Annotated in this window: 2 protein-coding genes; both read left to right on the forward strand. The window is 69.0% G+C overall.

Features of this window, described 5'->3' with window-relative positions; genetic code table 11:
• Window positions 1-1,031 (forward strand): LuxR C-terminal-related transcriptional regulator (locus tag Q2100_RS30165; protein ID WP_302916974.1); only part of this gene is annotated, 1,031 nt, incomplete at its 5' end.
• 140 nt (window positions 1,032-1,171) lie between these two features.
• Window positions 1,172-3,674 (forward strand): (Fe-S)-binding protein (locus Q2100_RS30170; RefSeq protein WP_302916975.1); only part of this gene is annotated, 2,503 nt, incomplete at its 3' end.

The following is a 3,674-nucleotide window of genomic DNA, read 5'->3' on the forward strand; positions in this document are numbered from 1 at the left end:
GCAGCGTGATCGGCCGGGCGGTCAGGGAGGCCGACGGCGCGGAGCGCGCCGACGCTGAGATCTTCGTCACGCACCGGCACCGGTTGCTGGCGGGGTGGGTGCGGATGCAGGACGGCCAGCTCGGCGCCGCGTCGGCGAGCGTGGCGGACACGGTGAACGCCGCCCTGCACCGTCGCGATGCGCTGTGGTCGGCGGCGTTGCAGACGGCGGTCGCCCGGCGCAGTGGTGACAGCGGCGCCATGCAGAAGCACTGGTATGCCGCGATGGAGGTGCTCGCCGAGTACTCGGTCGACCTGTTCGCGTTGCTCCCCCTGGGTGAGCTGTGGGTGGCGGCCGCCCGGATGCGTCAGGTGGACAGGTTGGCGCATCCGCTGGCCGAGGCGTTCGCGCTGCTCGAGTCGCTCGGCAACCCGGTGCTGTGGTCGACCCCGCTGCACTGGGCCGGCGTGCACGCGGGCATCCTCGCCAACGCGCCGGATGCGGTGGCCCCGCACGGCCAGGCCCTGACCGCCGCGGCCGCCGGCAGTGCCTTCGCGAAGTCGCTGGCCACGGCGGGCCGCACCTGGCTGCGGGTGCTGGCCAACCATGTCGACGCCGCCGAGGTGACCGCGGCGGCGCGGTCGCTGTCGCAGTTCGGGCTGACCTGGGACGCCACCCGTCTGGCCGGGCAGGCGGCGCTGCAGACGCCGGATGCCCGGGTGTCGCAGGCCATGCTGCAGCTGGCCCGCGACCTCAAGCAGTCGGTCGCGGGCGGCGACGTCGAGATCGGGGCCGCCGACCTGCCGCAACCGCTGCGCACACCGTCGTCGACGCCGGCATCGACGCCCGCGTCGTCGCGGCTCTCCGACCGGGAGCGGGAGGTCGCCGAGCTCCTGCTGCTCGGTATGCCGTACCGCGACATCGGCGCTCAACTGTTCATCTCGGCGAAGACCGTCGAGCATCACGTCGCCCGGATCCGGCGCCGTCTCGGCGCCGAGTCGCGCTCGGAGATGCTGTCGATGTTGCGCGCGATGCTGGCGCCGCAGAGCTAACCGACCGACTAGTTAGGTCAACCTTCGTGGCGGCGCCCAGGGGCAGGGTGTCACTATGAGCAGGCACATAGCCTAAGTTACTGACGGGTAACATTACTTAAGTTACTGTCGGGTAACTTACCTAGCCGGGGAGGCGCAGCGTGGACACGCAGATGCTGATCAGGATCATCGCCGGGGTTCTGATGATCGCCGTCGTCGGCGCGCTCGCCGTGAAGCGGTTCCTGTGGCTGACGAAGCTGATCCGGTCCGGACAGCCGACGAGCGAGGCGAACAACCGCAAGGACAACCTCAAGAAGCGCATCACCACGCAGTTCGAGGAAGTGTTCGGACAGACCCGACTGCTCAAGTGGTCGATCCCCGGCATCGCGCACTTCTTCACGATGTGGGGCTTCTTCATCCTGGGCTCGGTCTACGTCGAGGCCTTCGGCCTGCTCGTCGATCACGACTTCCACATCCCGTTCGTCGGCCGCTGGGACGCGCTGGGCTTCCTGCAGGACTTCTTCGCCGTCATGGTGCTGCTCGGCATCGCGACCTTCGCCGTGATCCGGATCGTGCGCGAACCCAAGAAACACGGCCGCGACTCGCGCTTCTACGGCTCGCACACCGGCGGTGCGTGGCTGATCCTGTTCATGATCTTCAACGTCATCTGGACCTACGCCCTGGTCCGCGGCGCGGCGGCCGTCGTCGGCAACCTGCCCTACGGCAACGGCGCGTTCTTCTCCCAGGCCATGGGCTGGATCATGCGCCCGCTCGGCGTCACCGCCAACGAGTGGATCGAGACGATCGCGCTGCTCGGGCACATCGCCGTGATGCTGGTGTTCCTGCTGATCGTGCTGCACTCCAAGCACCTGCACATCGGCCTGGCGCCGATCAACGTGACGTTCAAGAGGATGCCCGACGGCCTGGGCCCGCTGCTGCCGGTGGAGTCCAAGGGCGAGCCGGTCGACTTCGAGGATCCCGCCGAGGACGCCGTGCTCGGCCGCGGCAAGATCGAGGACTTCACCTGGAAGGGCTTCCTCGACTTCACCACCTGCACCGAGTGCGGCCGCTGCCAGTCCCAGTGCCCCGCCTGGAACACCGGTAAGCCGTTGTCGCCCAAGCTCGTGATCATGAACCTGCGCGACCACATGTTCGCCAAGGCCCCGTACTTCCTCGACGGCAAGGAGAGCCCGCTCGAGAACACCCCGGAGGGCGGACTCGGCGAAGAGGCGCGCGGCGAGAAGCACAGCGAGGAACACTCCCACGAGCACGTTCCCGAATCCGGCTTCGAGCGCATCCCCGCCGACTCCCCGCTGCAGGCGACCCGCCCGCTGGTCGGCACCCTCGAGCAGGGCGGCGTCATCGACCCCGACGTGCTCTGGTCGTGCACCACCTGCGGTGCGTGCGTGGAGCAGTGCCCGGTCGACATCGAGCACATCGACCACATCGTCGACATGCGCCGCTACCAGGTGATGATGGAGTCGGAGTTCCCCGGCGAGCTCGGCGTGCTGTTCAAGAACCTGGAGAACAAGGGCAACCCCTGGGGGCAGAACTCCAAGGACCGCACCAACTGGATCGACGAGGTCGACTTCGACGTGCCGGTGTTCGGCAAGGACGTCGAGACCTTCGAGGGCTTCGAGTACCTGTTCTGGGTCGGTTGCGCCGGCGCCTACGAGGACCGGGCCAAGAAGACCACCAAGGCCGTCGCCGAACTGCTCGCCACCGCGGGCGTCAAGGTCCTCGTCCTCGGAGAGGGCGAGACCTGCAACGGCGACTCGGCCCGCCGCTCGGGTAACGAGTTCCTGTTCCAGCAGCTCGCTGCGCAGAACGTCGAGACGCTCGACGGCCTGTTCGAAGGCGTCGAGCGGGTCGACCGCAAGGTCGTCGTCACCTGCCCGCACTGCTTCAACACCCTGGGCCGCGAGTATCCGCAGCTCGGCGGCAACTACACCGTGCTGCACCACACCCAGCTGCTCAACCGGCTGGTGCGCGACAAGAAGCTCGTGCCCGTGACGCCGGTCGGCGGAGGCCAGGACGTCACCTACCACGACCCCTGCTACCTCGGCAGGCACAACAAGGAGTACAGCGCCCCCCGCGAGTTGGTCGGGGCGGCCGGAGCGAAGCTCACCGAGATGCCCCGGCACGCCGACCGCGGTCTGTGCTGCGGCGCCGGCGGCGCACGGATGTGGATGGAAGAGCACATCGGCAAGCGGGTGAACACCGAGCGCACCGAGGAGGCCATCGACACCGGCGCATCGGCGATCGCCACCGGCTGCCCGTTCTGCCGCGTGATGATCACCGACGGTGTCGACGACGTCGCCGCCGCCAGGGACATCGAGAAGGTCGAGGTGCTCGACGTCGCGCAGCTGCTGCTCGGCTCGCTCGACAAGAGCTCGGTGACGCTGCCCGAGAAGGGCACCGCGGCCAGAGACGCAGAACGAGCGGCCGAGGAGCGCGCCGAGATCGCCGCGAAGACCGCCGCCGAGGCGCCCGCGGTCGAGGAGGACGAGGAAGCCGAGGAGACCGGCGCAGCGGCCGAAGCCGACGACGCCGCCGAGGCCAAGCCGGTGACAGGCCTCGGCCTGGCCGGTGGCGCCAAGCGGCCCGGGGCGAAGAAGCCCGGCGGCGATGACGAAGCCAAGCCGGAGGCGAAGACCGCGGCCG

The sequence above is a fragment of the Mycolicibacterium arseniciresistens genome (assembly GCF_030519285.1).
Taxonomy (GTDB): Bacteria; Actinomycetota; Actinomycetes; order Mycobacteriales; family Mycobacteriaceae; genus Mycobacterium; species Mycobacterium arseniciresistens.